The organism is Segatella salivae F0493 (genome assembly GCF_000477535.1).
Lineage (GTDB): Bacteria > Bacteroidota > Bacteroidia > Bacteroidales > Bacteroidaceae > Prevotella > Prevotella salivae.
The window spans coordinates 18,558-32,815 of record NZ_AWGW01000006.1 but is presented as its reverse complement, the minus strand read 5'-3'; the positions used below and the strand labels follow the sequence as shown (position 1 = coordinate 32,815).

Genomic DNA, 14,258 nt, shown 5'->3' with positions numbered 1-14,258 from the left:
GATGAACAAATTCAATTTCGATGAGAAAGTAGTGCGTCGAGGCACTAATTCCATTAAATGGGACGAGCCAAAAGAAGATGGTGTGCTCCCCATGTGGGTGGCTGATATGGATTTTAAGACTGCACCTTGCATCCTTGAAGCCTTGAAACAGCGCCTCGATCATGGCGTTTTCGGTTACACCTACGTGCCCGACAGCTTCTATGAAGCCATTATCCATTGGTTCAGCAGACGCCACCAATGGCAAATTCAACGTGAAGACATCCTCTATACCTCGGGAGTTGTACCTGCCATTTCTTGCGCATTGAAGGCTATTACCATGCCGGGTGAGAAGGTATTAATACAGACTCCCGTCTACAACTGCTTCTTTTCGTCTATCCGCAACAGCGGGTGCGAAGTGTTAGAAAATCCACTTTGCCGACAGGGAGATAGCTATGTGATCGATTTTGAAGACTTCGAGAGCAAGTGTGCAGACGAGAAAACCACGGTATTTCTACTCTGTAATCCACACAATCCGGCTGGACGTGTATGGACAAAAGACGAACTTCAACGCATGAACGACATCTGCATGAAGCATAATGTAAAGGTGATTGCCGATGAAATCCATTGCGAAATCGTCATGCCGGGCTACACTTTCCAACCCTTTGCGGCTGTAAATGAGGCGTGTTGTAACAATAGTGTAGTGCTCAATTCGCCTACAAAGGCTTTCAATATTGCAGGACTTCAGATTGCAACTATCATCTGTCACGACGCTGAATTGCGTCGCCGCATCGACCGAGCGATAAATATCAATGAGGTCTGCGACGTCAATCCCTTTGGTGTTATCGCACTGCAAGCAGCATACAACCAAGGAGAAGAGTGGCTCGATGAGCTCAACTTATACATTAATGAGAATTATCTCACGCTGAAACGATTCTTCAACGAGCACCTGCCCAAAATCAAACTATGTCGCTTAGAAGGCACATATTTGGCATGGGCTGACTTGTCTCACACCACATTGACAGCCGATGAAGCGACCCAAAAGCTTTTAAGTCAAGCCAAAGTGATGTTCAATAGTGGCACCATGTATGGCCAACAAGCCGGCGCTCACTATCTGCGCATCAACCTTGCTTGCACCCGTGAGACGCTCATGGAGGGTTTGAAGCGCATCGGAAGAGAGCTTAGTCCATATATGATTGACGAGTCACAAGGATGTCCGATATAGGAATCAGATAGGGTAATCAATATAATCATGCGAGGACGACCCTCTCAAAAAATGGCAAGGAGGAATAGAGATGTTATTTCAAATAATGCTATTAAAGAATAAAATGCAAATAAAAAGGAAAGTTGTCGACCAACTATAAATTATAATATTTATTGATAAATATAGACAACTTTCCTTTTCTATCTTAGATATCTTTATTGTTGTTTCTTGTACTTATAAACATCTATCAACACCTTCACTAAAGTCATAGACAATCCAAAGACAAAAGAAGGTATAAGTAATTCTCGAACTAAGTTCGAAGGTAGCACTTCCATTACTTCACTTATCAGCCACAATCCACTAAACATTAAAAAATACTGGAATATCTTCCAAAGATAAACAAGTCTTTTCATATATCAATATCAATTGAATGCAGCATCTACAGAACCTAATATGCCTCCTGCAGCCCAAGCAAATGCATCAAAACCTGTTACTAAAGAATACAGGCAACCTTTACAATCTGCTCGCAAATATTTTTGGAATGTTTTATTATTCATCTGTTTTGATGTCATCCAATAATGTGCAGGAGGACCAGCAACACCTCTTGTTGTAGTAGAACTATTCTGAACAAAAGTTGTATTCTCTTTCAATGCTTTCCACTTTTCCCAATTAGTTGGATTCGACCAATACTCTCCAGAATCAATTCCTATATACATCATGAAAGCAACAAGAGACTGCTCCTCTTTATTAAGAGAAACAAATTTGGGAGTTTTAATAATCCTTTCGACATAATTTTCCATATCAGACTTACTTGAAGAATGAACAAGATAGTCAAAATAGTTTTCAAAAATTTGTGCGGCTTCGGGAGTTAATTCATAACCTTCATGGGGTATCTCTGAGATAGTATTAACACTTCGAGTCTTTTCTTTCTGAAACTCTGGAATACTCTCAATAAACTTCAGAACTTGAGCAACAATTTCCTCTCTTCCAAAATCTTTTCTGGCTGATCGCGTTTTAGAAGAACTTAATTGTGTATAAGTAAAATCAAGTCCTGACGAATGATACTTACTTATTCGTTTTAATTCAGAAAATTGCTTGGCAGAATTTTCTGTTAAGTCTTCACTCTTGCATGAGTACAATGCAATTACACAAAAAACAAGCAAGATTTTCAAAAATGTTTTTTTTATTTTCATTTTGCTTTAGGTTAAGTTGTGCCTACTCTAAAAACTTTTCGGCTTCCGTTTTAATAAATACATGATCTGAATGCAAAGATATATAATTATTAATATATTATCACTTTTAGAATATAAAATTTAATTTATTTTAATTATACTATTTGTATAATATTCTCTAACAATAAAGAAACAAAACACTTAAAGTGTTGCGTTTTCTTTTACCTAAGTCCTTTTGAAAGTTATAAAAATGCAAATATACTTGGGACTGCGTATAAACGGCGAGTAAATTAAAAGATAACATAATACTTCCGCCGTTGCTTTCTCGTTCAATCTTAAGATTGGATTCTCTCCCTTCGTTTGGTAACTCTACTCTATAAACATTGAACAGCATAGCTGTTTTCTATTTATAAACAAAGTACTATAAATACCCCACCCACTTACCTATCCAACCTTACCAACCACTCCCCCAGCCTTTCTTTCTCTTCCTAAACTAACTTTCACTTTTTTTCACCCTCTGATATATTGTTCTTAATGGAAAAACATTGTATCTTTGTCATGTAATACGTATTCCATCTGTATGTGGAAATAACATGATTTAACAAAGAAAACTGATGAAAATCTTTCTTTTATTTCGTTCAAAAGCAACAAAGAGCATCACATTGTTGTTCTTTTTATTGGCATTTCTGCCCCTATCCGCCCAGCGCGTTGCCATCCATCACCTCAGCAATGGCATGACCGTGTGGCTCAATCCCGATTCCACAGCCTCTAAATTCATGGGTTATGTCGTCGTGAAAGCAGGTGCAAGAGACTGTCCTAACACTGGAATTGCCCACTATTTTGAACACATTATGTTCAAAGGAACACAACAAATCGGCACAACAAACTATGCTAAGGAGAAGCCATTGCTTGATGAAATCAGTCATCAATACAATCTTCTCTCTCAAACAACCGACCCAAAACAGCGCACAACCATACAGCTACAAATCAACAAACTCAATCAGCAGGCAGCCAAATATGCCATTCCTAATGAGTTCTCTAAACTGCTTACACGCTATGGCTCAACTGCTATCAACGCCTATACCACCCTTGACGAGACCGTATATCATAGCGAGTGTGCCCCACAATATATAGCACAATGGTGCCAATTGAACAGTGAACGTTTCATCAACCCCGTGTTTCGACTCTTTCAAGGAGAACTGGAGACAGTATATGAAGAGAAGAATCGCGGCGAGGATAACTTCGGAGTGCAACTCATGGAGCATCTACAAGGTCAGGTGTTTAAGGGTAGTGGCTATGAGTTTCCAGTCATTGGAAGCACTGAAAACCTGAAAAACCCAAGACTTTCTGACATGGAAGCGTTTTACCAGAAATACTATGTTGCCAACAACATGGCATTGATTCTTTGTGGGAAATTCAATGAAAATGACGTCCTTCCGCTATTAGAAAAGACCTTTGGACGTATTCATAACGGCCCAATTCCACAGCGTCAACCTATCAATCTGGCTGACTTTTCACCCGAAAAGACCATAAAAGTAAAGATACCTTTCCCTTTGATTAAGGTCTCAGCACTACTATTTCGTGGGCCAACTCCACGCAATCACGACTACACAGCCTTGCAAATTGCTATGCGATTACTTTCCAACAGCAACGAAAGTGGACTCATTGATTCACTCGTCAGCCACCATTCTATCATGTATGGCATGGCAGAGAGTGAACAAATCTCTATGATGCGCGAAGTTGGTTTGATTGGTTTAGCCGCCGTACCCAACCTTCCTTTTGGTTCAAAACGCAAGGCTGAACGACTCTTGTGGCAGCAAATTAACAAACTAAAAGAGGGAGATTTCTCTACCGAAAGCTTTGAAGCAGCGAAAACCGAATATCAAAAGGTGCAGGAACAACAGCTCGAAAACCTCCAGACACGCATCACCTTGATGACTAACTGCTATCTAAACGGAATGAATTGGAACGACTATTTGCATCAGATTTCCATGCTTGCGACCTTGCAAAAGGATGATGTTGTGGCAGCATGTCGCCATTACTTCAACCAACATTACTTACTCCTCCATAAGAAATTTGGTAAGTATAAGAAGGATAAAATCAGCAAACCACCTTACAAAGCAGTGGAAACCAACAACGGAAATAGCCAGTCTGACTATGCCAAAGCATTGGAAAAGACTCCTACTCCAACGCTAACTCCTCAGTTTGTAAGCCTTGGTAAGGAGGTCACAACACGTCATCTTGGTCAGCAAGCTGACTTATATGTGACGGCAAATCCACAGAATAACATCTTCCATTTGAGGCTTTCCTGGTTGCAAAATCACGTGAATCAACCGACTCATGGCATGTCTGATCTATTCAGTTTTTTAGGCACAACAACGCTCGACAAGCAAGCTTTTGCAAAAAGATTACAAGCCTTAGGCACGACACTTAGTGGCACTTACGACCTCAAAAGCATGCGTATTGAACTCTCAGGCTATGAAAAGAATCTCGCCCCCTCCATCCAATTGCTCGCCGATTTGCTGCAACATCCTAAGACAGACAAGAAATTTCTCTCGGTAATGCGAAAGGATGAACGTCTTGGAGATCAGTTCTTTACTAAGGATATAAGCAGTGTTAGCAGTGCCGTTATGGACAAAATAGCGATGGGCGACAAAGCTTTTGGCTTGCAAGATATGTCAAGAAGTGAACTAAAGAAACTGCAAGTGGCCGACATAGAGGGCTATTTCAAGACAGCACAAAAGGGGAAACTCATCGTCACTTATAGTGGAAAGGCCAATCCAGACAGTCTTACTCACCTGCTGAATCCTATTGTTCAAGAAACCAACAGAACAGATTTCACAGGCTATGATTACACAGTTCAGCAGTCCAAACGCCCCACTATATATCTCTATAACATGCCTGATGCACGCCAAACTATCGTTGGAACATACAATGTTTTGCCTGCACTTAACTCCGAAGAAAAGCGAGCTCAGTTTGTCATTTGGGCGCGTTATTTCAGTAATGGAGGCCTAAACAGCGTGCTCTTCCGCGAGCTTCGTGACCTTCGTTCCTTAGTTTATACCTGCGGAGGATTGGCATATCAACAGGAATTTAAGGCCTATCAAGACCGCCCTATCGGCTATTTTACAACGGCAGGAACGCAAGCTGACAAGGCATTGACAACGCTTTCGCTCATTGATAGCTTATTAAGTAACATGCCCATCCATGCACAAGACTTGCAAAATGCACGTCAATCGGCCATGAACAACATCAATAATTCGCGCCCCACTTTCCGCGATCAACCCGGTTATGTGGCTGGAAACATCATGCGAGGCTATGCAGACGACCCGAACAAAGCCTACGCTCAAGCCATTAATCACACGACAAATGAGCAAGTCATTGACTACTATCGCCAGCACATTCAGCATGCTCCGCGCTCTTATTATGTCATTGGAAACCTGAAAGTTCTTGATAGAAAAGCTCTCGAACGCTATGGAACGGTAGTGGAACTAAAGAAAGAAGATATTCACAAATAAAACAAATCCCACGATGGAAAATGAAGTAATCAAAGCCATTCGCGAGCGAAGAAGCATACGCCGCTTTACGAATGAGCAGATTAAAGACAACGAACTACAAACCATTCTCGAAGCCGGCACGTGGGCACCCACAGGAAAAGGGTTGCAAGATCCATGGATTGTGGCTGTTCAAAACGAGCGACAGTGTAACCAACTCCGCACAATGAACGCTACCATTATGGGCGTAAGTTCAGACCCTTACTATGGAGCACCGACCTTGATTCTTGTGTTTGCCTCGAAAGATTGGTACAATAACACCCGCGATGGCAGTTTAGTTCTCGCCAACATGATGCTTGCTGCCCACGCCATTGGACTTGGAAGTTGTTGGATAAACCGTGAAGATGAGATGTTTGCAACGGCAGAAGGCAAGCTACTCATGCAGGAATGGGGACTTCCCGAAGGCTTAATCGGCATTGGAGCACTGGCAGTTGGCTATCCCGCTTCATGGCCAAAGAAGGTTAAAGAAAGGAAAAAAGACTACTATCGCATAGTGAAATAAAACACGGAATAACGCCTATCATTGGCTATACTGCGCGCGCCTGCCACGCAAAAGAACTCATTGCTAAACTCAACGCTATTGTATGCCGCAAACGAAGTGTGGCAGATTATCGTGTGATTTGCCGTATTTGATGCGATGAAATGAGGCACTTTATAGCATAAAATGGCACAAATCACCTGATGAGTTGCATGCTTCAACACCATAGGGATTGTACTTTCCGAGTACAATCTACCCTAAGTGGTGTATTGGGGCCCACGTAAGAGCAGGCAATTTCATTGGGAGAAATATCATGATAGCAATGACGCCACACACTGACAAAAGGAAGATGAAAAAAAGAAATGAATGTTTTGACCTTTCAAAAAAAATGGGTAATATTGCACATTCAATACTATAGACTTCAAAAAGACAACGATGAAAAAACGCGTGATAAGGTATTTTACTTGCCTCTTTATCACATTCATCCTCCTGATTCTTTGCACTGCACTCTGTAAAATATGGAAGGGAGAAGACTGGATTGGTACTTATTATGGTATCAATCTAAACGAACAATATACCCTTTGGACAGGAGATGCACAAGGAAAAGACTATAATATACAGGACAATGTGGCCTATGAAGAGATGCCTTCGGGTATAGACTCCGTGCAAGTTGTGGGCAATTGTGTCATCGGTCATTGTTCAAAAGGATATTTTCTATTGGACATGACGACACAACGATTGGCTTATTTTGCTGCAAAGCCCATTGGAAAATACTGGAACAACGATTTAACCTTAATACCATCACACGCTTATTATCAACAACGCACAAGGAAAATTGACATCATTTGTGCTTTGTTGTTCTTGATTTCGACAGGAATGATATGGTGGTGGATGGCAAAGCCCCGCAAGCCTCAACACAATCTTGCATGAGAAAGCCTTGAATGCTTACACCATTTCAGCTCTATGTAAGCACCCAACACATGCTATGCGTCAAATCACGGCAATGAGGTGACCTGCCGACGACATTGTGAAAAGCTCTTAATCTGTTTTCTCTTTTTCAGCAAGTTGAAGTTCGTTTCTTTGCTTTTCAGCAGCAGAAGGTTCATGAACATCAGCTTTTGCGCGTTGACTTAATTCGGGATATTGGATTCGAGTGTGGTATATTGCCATCAAACGAGCAGTGATAAGTTTCTTCGCCAACGAGATATCACGGAACGTAATGGGGCAATCGGTGAAGAAACCAGAGGCAACTTGGTCGTCAATCAGTTTGTTGACGAGTTGACTAATGCTCTCTTCGGTGTATTCATTCAATGAGCGTGAGGCAGCTTCTACCGTGTCGGCCATCATCAAAATGGCTTGTTCGCGCGTGAAAGGATTAGGTCCTGGATACGTAAACTTCTCCATATCAATGTCTTCATCGGGATGTTCGTTCTTATATTTGATATAGAAATATTTTGTGACTCCACGCCCGTGATGCGTCAATATGAAATCTTTGATGACGTTAGGCAAATTGTATTTCTCTGCCAACTTCACGCCTTCAGTGACATGACTGATAATAATCTTCGCACTTTCTTCGTATTTCATGTTGTCATGTGGATTCACTCCAGCTTGGTTTTCGGTAAAGAACACAGGGTTAGTCATCTTTCCTATGTCATGATATAGCGCCCCTGTACGTACTAACAAGCTATCAGCGCCGATGCAGTTGGCTATCTCTGCCGCCAAGTTTCCTACCGTAATAGAGTGTTGGAACGTGCCCGGTGCTATCTCACTCAGGTCGCGTAACAAACCAGTATTAGTATTTGAGAGTTCGATAAGCGTCACATTAGACACGAAACCAAAGGTTTTTTCGATGAGATACATCAGTGGATAGGCCAGCAACAGCAGCACTCCATTAACCAAGAAGTATACATACATGTCGCGATCAAGCTTCAACAAGTCATTGCTTTGCAGCAATTGGAGCGACACATAGACGGCGATACTTCCGAGAGTAACCAGTAAACTGGTTTTAAACACCTGCGAACGACTTGACAATTCGCGCAGAGAATAGATGGCAATCAAGCCTGCTACGAGTTGGATAATAATGAATTCATACTGATATCTGACTGTAGCGGCACAGATAAGAATCATCACTGCATGGGTGATAAAGGCCGTTCGGGAATCCATAAACACACGAACGAAGATAGGAACCATCGTAAACGGCAACACATAGACACTGAAAATGCTGTGACTCATCATAAGCGATACGATGATAGGGAATACAGTCAGCATCGCATAGAGCATGAGAATGTTTCGCGATTTGAGGAAATAGTCCTTGCGGAATAAAGCAAGATAAATCGTGAAAAGCGTCACAAGTATGGTCACAAACAATAGTTGTCCGATGAGCGTATTAGTGATTTCAGCTTCTGAAGCGTTGCGTCTTTGCATCTCACGCTCAAAAGAATTCAACACACGATAGGTGTAATCGTTGACGATTTCGCCTCTATCAATGATCTTTTGTCCACTCATCACCATGCCACTTGCAAGCGGAATGCTACTCAAAAGATCAGATTTCTCCGTGTCACTACGTTGTTTGTCATAAATCAAATTAGGCAAAACATAGTCTGTTAGATTGCAGCGTTGCAAGATGGAACGATAGGGAACTAAAGACGGATGGCGTAGAATTGCCTCATAAGCCGACATCGTTGAATAGAACTTTCCTGCGTTGGCACTCAATGCTTCCTTTCCATTCACAATGCGAATCATGTGTGTTGTGTCAGGAACGAGCCTGTTATATTCGGGTGTAGACATGATTCCATTGAGATAAAGTTCATGCAAGCGCATGGCAATCACATGTAACGTACCCGATGGTGTGCCTTCAATGCCAACACTAAAATCATGATAAAGCTGCTTGAGTACTTTCTTTTCAACCGATGAATCATAATTATAATAGGGTTGGAAATACTTCAAAACAGAGTCTTGTTCGGCTTTAACTGCCTCGTCAGACTTATATACTGGGAAGTCAAACTTAGCGATAAAAGACCCATACATCCATGGTTTCCCAATGTCATAACGTAGTTGTACGCCCTTGTTTCGAGGCATAAAAAACACGATAATCACCACCGTTATAGCGATTAGTGCCAGCCGAATGGCGATGTTTCGCCAGTTCTTATGTTTATATTTCTCTAATATCGTCATATCATTCAATTTGAGTTTACTACGCGAAAATACTAAAAATCTATCCAATACTCAAAAAAATATATTAAATTTGCACAAAAATTAAGTCTCAAGATATGTCAGAAAGAAAAGTAAGAGTGCGCTTTGCACCCAGTCCAACGGGTCCTTTGCACATCGGAGGAGTACGTACTGCCTTGTATAACTACCTCTTTGCACGTCAACACGGAGGTGATCTTGTCTTCAGAATCGAAGATACTGACTCGCATCGCTTTGTTCCTGGCGCCGAAGAATACATCATAGAGTCATTCCGTTGGCTTGGAATCAAGTTTGATGAAGGCGTTAGTTTCGGCGGCAATCATGGCCCTTATCGACAGAGTGAGCGTCGAGAGATTTACAAACAATACGTTAAACAGCTGCTTGATGCAGGCAAAGCATACATTGCTTTCGATACTCCTGAGGAGTTGGAAGCCAAGCGTGGCGAGATAAAGAATTTCCAATATGATGCTCATACGCGTCTACAAATGCGCAATTCTCTTACACTTTCCAAGGCCGAAGTTGACCAACTCATTGCTGATGGCAGTCAATATACCGTGCGTTTCAAAGTAGAACCTGGCATAGAAGTACACATTTTCGATTTGATTCGCGGTGAAGTAATTGTCAAAAGTGATATCCTTGACGACAAGGTTCTATACAAAAGTGCAGACGAACTGCCTACTTATCACTTGGCAAACATCGTAGATGACCACCTAATGGAAATCACTCACGTCATCAGAGGCGAGGAATGGTTGCCCAGTGCGCCTTTACATGTGTTGCTTTATCAAGCATTTGGCTGGGAAGATACTATGCCTAAGTTTGCTCATCTGCCTCTACTTTTGAAACCAGAAGGCAAGGGTAAGCTCAGCAAACGTGATGGAGATCGACTCGGTTTCCCTGTATTCCCATTGGAATGGCATGATCCTAAGACCGCAGAAGTATCCTCTGGATACCGTGAAAGCGGTTATTTCCCAGAGGCAGTCGTTAACTTTTTGGCCTTGCTTGGATGGAATCCAGGTACCGAACAGGAACTTTTTACCCTCGAAGAACTCGTAAAAGCTTTCGACATTAGTAAGTGTTCACTTCATGGAGCGAAGTTCGATTATCAGAAAGGAATATGGTTCAACCACGAGTATATCCTCAAAAAGAGTGATAAAGAGATAGCCGAGCTCTTCGCACCTATCGTTGCTAACAACGGCGTTGATGAGTCAATGAATCGCATTACGCAAGTCGTTCACATGATGAAAGACCGAGTTAGCTTCGTCAAAGAACTTTGGGAGCTTTGTTCTTTCTTCTTCATCGCACCATTAACTTATGATGAAAAGACTGTAAAGAAACGCTGGAAAGAATATTCTGCACAACAAATGGCTGAATTGGCTGACGTACTTGAAGGCATAGAAGACTTCACTGTAGAAGGTCAAGAGCCTGTAGTCATGAACTGGGTAGAGCAAAAAGGCTACAAACTTGGTGATGTTATGAACGCATTCCGATTGACATTGGTCGGTATAGGCAAAGGACCTGGCATGTTTGATATCTCTGCTTTCTTAGGCAAGGAAGAGACTTTGAAGCGCATGCGCAAAGCCATTGAAGTGTTGAAATAAGCAGATTACAGCAACGACAGACAAAACCTACAGAACATCGTGTACAATATCGTAATCTATCTATACTTGATTGGTGTAGCCATTGCAAGCTGCTTCAACAAGAAAGTCATGAAGATGTGGGCCGGAGAAAGGCAAGCTATCAAGATTTTACGAGAGAAAGTAGACCCTAACGCTCGTTATATCTGGTTCCATGCCGCTTCACTTGGTGAGTTCGAACAGGGGCGTCCACTTATGGAACACCTGCGAAAGACTCACCCAGAATATAAGATTCTGCTCACATTCTTTTCGCCTTCAGGGTATGAAGTGCGTAAAAACTATGAGGGAGCTGACATCATCTGCTATCTTCCTTTAGACACAATACGCAATGCACGACGCTTTCTTCGCGCGATAAAGCCAGTGATGGCCTTCTTCATTAAATACGAATTCTGGTATAACTACTTACATATTCTGCAGCATCGCGGTGTTCCTACCTATAGTGTTAGCAGCATATTCCGTCCCGATCAGATTTTCTTCCAGTGGTATGGCAAGGGCTATGGCCGTGTTCTTAAATGCTTCACACACTTCTTTGTGCAGAATATTGAGAGCAAAAATCTATTGGCCAAGCTTGACATTCACGATGTAGAAGTCGTTGGCGACACGCGTTTCGACCGCGTGTTACAAATTAAAGAGGCCAGCAAACAACTGCCTATTGTCGAGAAATTCACAGAAAACACATCGAAAGTCTTTATCGCTGGCTCATCATGGCTACCCGATGAAGAGATATTTTTGAAGTATTTCAATCTTCATAAAGACTGGAAACTCATCGTTGCCCCACATGTTATTGGTGAAGATCACCTTGCACAAATCTTTGAACTCCTAAAAGGTCGTCGTGTGGTTCGCTACACTGAGGCCACTGAAGAGAATGTAAAAGATGCAGAAGTACTCATCATCGACTGCTTCGGACTACTCTCTTCGATTTATCATTACGGCACAATTTCTTATGTAGGTGGTGGGTTCGGCGTCGGCATTCATAATGTCTTAGAGGCTGCCGTGTGGGATATTCCCGTGATTTTCGGTCCAAACAACAAACGATTCCAAGAGGCTCAAGGGTTAATAATGGCTGGGGGCGGCTTTGAAATCAATGATTATCAGAGCTTCCGTGACCTCATGATGCGCTTTGAAACCGATGAAATGTTCTTGCAAACTTCAAAGAAACATGCTGGAGAATTTGTGAAAGGGCGAGCTGGAGCAACTGAAAAAATTATGGGAAGCCTTCCTCTTTAAAGAGCTTCCCAACTTTTATTGAGTTGATTTAGCAAAGACAAAGAACAGCAAACACAGGCACTCCAGCTGGCCTACCTACTTCTAATACAACGCAATCTTCCTCATCAAAGCATATACGATGAACCTTAAAAGCTGTTTTTTCATCCTTGCTTTCGTCCTCAGTCTTTGCACTTTGACATGCAGTTCCACTGATACTCAATTCCAAGAAATCAGTAAACAAGAGTTTGACGAAGCCTTCAAGCAGTATCAAATCTATAACCTTGTGGCTGATACGATGGCAGTTGACAGTGCAACCCGTGCTCAAATCGTCAACAAAGTCAAGCAACATTATCACCAATGGAAGGCGCTTATAGACGTTTTTCAAGTAGGAAAGGTTCACAAAACAGGTGAATATATGGCCATTGTTGTGGGGGTAACAGGCGAACTTTTCATTCACCTCTTCAACAAAAACGCACAACTTATCCCCGTCGATAGCGTGTTAAACGATCGTCTTCCCATGGAATATCATGCCTATTCCAAGGATAGTCTCTGGGCAGGAGAAGACTGGTGGGAAGATGCAGGAGAGCTTCCTTTGAAGCTTCTTGTACGAAAACACGAGGCCGGCAAACTGAAAACCATTCGTGTTATCAAAGATTCTACACGCTGTTTTCCACATGCCTGGGAGGCAAAAAGCATAGAAGAATTGCGACGTTTCATCTTTTGGGGTGCCGATAATACGCTTTATCTGATGTGCTATCGATATGAAAAGCCGAATAAACAGCATCGACAATCATCAGCAAAAGATAGTCCTTGCCCTTATGTTTACCTGAAAATAAAGATAAACGAGAATACAAATGCGTTTGCATCTTACCATGAATAGGGGATAAAATGCAAACGCACATCATGAAAAAAATATGTTTTCAGCCTGTCATCCTGCTATAGTTGAACACTTACTTGCCTGGGATGATATTGGCTTCTGACTGCCATTGTTTTAATTCTTTATCCGACATACGCCGCATATAGGTGAAAAGCATCTGACGAGAGCCGTCTGAATGCACGAAAGGTGACTCGTAAAAACAAAGTTGTTGACTGCTCAACCATTCGCAAGAAAGCAGAGGTTGCGTTTCTCCTTTTATATAAACTTCAAACCTTTTGCCGTCAGTCGACAGCTGTTTTGTATACGCTTTCGTCACTTTTGGGGGTCTTCCACCCAATGCATCGCTATAGAAATAGGTCGTAACAGAGTCATTTGTGAAGTATAAATCAACCGGACTGACGCCTATCATGCCATCATAGAAATTGTGATTTGTTATTTTTCCATTCTCCACGGCATAGCTTACAACATGTTTCCACCCATGACCAACAATGAGTTTCTGCCAAATTGCCTCGTTCACTTGATAGATAGGAGGCTCTATACACGTAGTGGGAACATTTTCATCATCATCACTTGAACAGGCTGTTAGTCCCAGCACACACACCAAAAGACCCAAAAAGAGAAGAAGAATCCTTTTATTTGTTTTCATTTGTAATATGGTTTTTGTTTATCTATAAAATGCAAAGATACGAATATCCTTGCCTCATCCCAACAAGTTTTTTTCTTTTTTTGCTTATCAGCGCATTAAATATGATGCTCAATGTGATATAATCCACGCAATAATGCAGCAGAAACAAGACCTTACGCCCTACCCCATGCCTTCCCCATTTCACAGCCTCAACAAACAGCTACCTATGGTTCCATAAAAAGAGAGCCAAGTAGTTAAACCTCACAATGGCGCAGGTTGTTTGAGGGCTGATTAGAGAGGATGACTCGGTTAATAAAACAATGCAAAATGAATTAAAGCAAAT

General features: G+C 41.9%; 11 protein-coding genes. 7 read left to right on the top strand and 4 right to left on the bottom strand.

Features of this window, described 5'->3' with window-relative positions; genetic code table 11:
* Window position 1: 1 nt before the first annotated feature.
* Complete coding sequence (locus tag HMPREF9145_RS00960) at window positions 2-1,201, top strand: MalY/PatB family protein (protein ID WP_021824613.1); 1,200 nt, start codon at window positions 2-4, stop codon at window positions 1,199-1,201.
* Window positions 1,202-1,395: 194 nt separating this feature from the next.
* Here HMPREF9145_RS00960 and HMPREF9145_RS13330 read toward each other — a convergent pair whose 3' ends face one another.
* On the bottom strand, window positions 1,396-1,593 hold the full coding sequence (locus HMPREF9145_RS13330) for a hypothetical protein (RefSeq protein WP_155945248.1): 198 nt from the start codon (window positions 1,591-1,593) through the stop codon (window positions 1,396-1,398).
* A gap of 9 nt (window positions 1,594-1,602) precedes the next feature.
* The gene (locus HMPREF9145_RS00955) at window positions 1,603-2,373 is read right to left on the bottom strand and encodes a hypothetical protein (protein ID WP_021824666.1); all 771 of its coding nucleotides are present in this window, start codon (window positions 2,371-2,373) and stop codon (window positions 1,603-1,605) included.
* A gap of 593 nt (window positions 2,374-2,966) precedes the next feature.
* Between HMPREF9145_RS00955 and HMPREF9145_RS00945 the strand changes: the two genes are divergently transcribed.
* The 3 genes from HMPREF9145_RS00945 to HMPREF9145_RS00935 all read left to right on the top strand — a co-directional run bounded on the left by HMPREF9145_RS00945 (window position 2,967) and on the right by HMPREF9145_RS00935 (window position 7,314).
* Window positions 2,967-5,870: a M16 family metallopeptidase gene (locus HMPREF9145_RS00945; RefSeq protein ID WP_021824746.1), complete on the top strand. Its 2,904-nt coding sequence runs from the start codon at window positions 2,967-2,969 to the stop codon at window positions 5,868-5,870.
* A 13-nt stretch (window positions 5,871-5,883) separates the two neighbouring features.
* The gene (locus HMPREF9145_RS00940) at window positions 5,884-6,408 is read left to right on the top strand and encodes a nitroreductase family protein (protein ID WP_021824690.1); all 525 of its coding nucleotides are present in this window, start codon (window positions 5,884-5,886) and stop codon (window positions 6,406-6,408) included.
* Window positions 6,409-6,819: 411 nt separating this feature from the next.
* Complete coding sequence (locus HMPREF9145_RS00935) at window positions 6,820-7,314, top strand: hypothetical protein (RefSeq protein ID WP_021824594.1); 495 nt, start codon at window positions 6,820-6,822, stop codon at window positions 7,312-7,314.
* Window positions 7,315-7,422: 108 nt separating this feature from the next.
* Here the strand turns inward: HMPREF9145_RS00935 and HMPREF9145_RS00930 are convergent, their stop codons facing one another.
* A complete protein-coding gene (locus HMPREF9145_RS00930) occupies window positions 7,423-9,558 on the bottom strand; it encodes an HD family phosphohydrolase (protein WP_036906165.1) in 2,136 nt (711 codons plus the stop codon).
* A gap of 95 nt (window positions 9,559-9,653) precedes the next feature.
* Here HMPREF9145_RS00930 and gltX point away from each other — a divergent pair, with 95 nt between their 5' ends.
* From gltX to HMPREF9145_RS00915, 3 genes are all read left to right on the top strand, one after another.
* Window positions 9,654-11,171: a glutamate--tRNA ligase gene (gltX, locus tag HMPREF9145_RS00925; protein WP_021824646.1), complete on the top strand. Its 1,518-nt coding sequence runs from the start codon at window positions 9,654-9,656 to the stop codon at window positions 11,169-11,171.
* A 39-nt stretch (window positions 11,172-11,210) separates the two neighbouring features.
* Window positions 11,211-12,434: a 3-deoxy-D-manno-octulosonic acid transferase gene (locus HMPREF9145_RS00920; protein WP_036906163.1), complete on the top strand. Its 1,224-nt coding sequence runs from the start codon at window positions 11,211-11,213 to the stop codon at window positions 12,432-12,434.
* A gap of 118 nt (window positions 12,435-12,552) precedes the next feature.
* A complete protein-coding gene (locus HMPREF9145_RS00915; RefSeq protein WP_021824532.1) occupies window positions 12,553-13,293 on the top strand; it encodes a hypothetical protein in 741 nt (246 codons plus the stop codon).
* Between the two features lie 70 nt (window positions 13,294-13,363).
* On the opposite strand, the gene HMPREF9145_RS00910 is transcribed toward HMPREF9145_RS00915, so the two are convergent.
* Window positions 13,364-13,936, bottom strand: a complete 573-nt coding sequence (locus HMPREF9145_RS00910; protein ID WP_021824772.1) for a hypothetical protein — start codon at window positions 13,934-13,936, stop codon at window positions 13,364-13,366.
* Between the last annotated feature and the right edge of the window lie 322 nt (window positions 13,937-14,258).